General features: G+C 34.1%; 3 protein-coding genes. 2 read left to right on the forward strand and 1 reads right to left on the reverse strand.

Annotation, left to right across the window (positions count from 1 at the left end; all coding sequences use genetic code 11):
* The first annotated feature begins 11 nt into the window (after positions 1 to 11).
* Positions 12 to 359, forward strand: a complete 348-nt coding sequence (locus ACWIX0_RS13755) for a hypothetical protein (protein ID WP_454174548.1) — start codon at positions 12 to 14, stop codon at positions 357 to 359.
* A 3-nt stretch (positions 360 to 362) separates the two neighbouring features.
* Entirely contained in the window at positions 363 to 839 is a 477-nt protein-coding gene (locus ACWIX0_RS13760) for a hypothetical protein (protein WP_454174549.1), read from the forward strand.
* Here ACWIX0_RS13760 and ACWIX0_RS13765 read toward each other — a convergent pair.
* The coding region (locus tag ACWIX0_RS13765; RefSeq protein ID WP_454174550.1) for a hypothetical protein at positions 823 to 1,002 on the reverse strand (180 nt) is incomplete at its 5' end. The two genes, ACWIX0_RS13760 and ACWIX0_RS13765, sit on opposite strands and share 17 nt — an antisense overlap.

The following is a 1,002-nucleotide window of genomic DNA, read 5'->3' on the forward strand; positions in this document are numbered from 1 at the left end:
ATTGAAAAAAATTGGATTGTAATGAAACAAACAAGTGTGGCTATGAGAGAATAAGAGATTTTATACATAATGGACAATCAAAAGATTTTGCACATACAATGGATACAAAAAATGCAAACAATGCTTTTTTTAAAGATTTTAGCGGAAAGGAAGCGGTTTTTGGGACAAATAAGTTATTGCACAAAAAGCGAGGAATTATCGCTATGAAAGGCATAAATCTTATCACAAAAGCAGGCTTTGGGCATACTACTTTGTGGGATAAAATTGATTTTGTCGATGCAATCTTGCAAACAAATGAAAATTTTTTGACGAATGATAATTATTTGGTTAAAGAAGTATATTATTGGGATTTGGGGTGAGAAATGAAACATATTGTGATGTTATATGCCTTGTTGGTTTGTATTTCTCCATTGTTTGCTGGGGATTATGGTGCAAAAGAGCTAATCGCCAAAAATACGATGGCTCAAATCCATAGACTTAAATACTTTGGGCTAACATATTGTCTTGGGATATATGATAATCCACCACAATCTAAAGCCGAAGAAAACGCAAGGGAAATGTATATAGATGTGGATGATGAGATACGAAGAGATAAAATTATAAAATACATAGACAATCTTGATAGTGATGCCAAACGAATAACAACAGAAAAACGAGAATGTCCAAGTTGCACACTAAGAAGGTGTATATCCATATATCATTCCGCGCAATATCATATAGAAGCAGAAAAAATTATTACAGAGCGTTGTAAGGAATGCAAATATCGTAAAAGACAACAGGATTACGGAGGAGAGCCCCTTGAATTTTGGGAGTTGCAAAGTTTTAAAGAAAATAACTAAGCATAGTGCAAATCCAATCACGCAAACAAGTTTTTGCCACAATCATATTTGCAAACATTCTAAATCCATATAAGGAATCCAACGCTAAATCCACTGCTAGAACCTGATGCCATAGAATGCGCCCACAAAGGCAAAGTCCTACTTCAATCAAGCACAAAAGATT

This window comes from Helicobacter sp. T3_23-1059 (assembly GCF_053654515.1).

Excerpts from the sequence above, each read along its gene's own strand:
- ACWIX0_RS13760 (WP_454174549.1), top strand. The coding sequence starts at position 363 with ATGAAACATATTGTGATGTTATATGCCTTGTTGGTTTGTATTTCTCCA.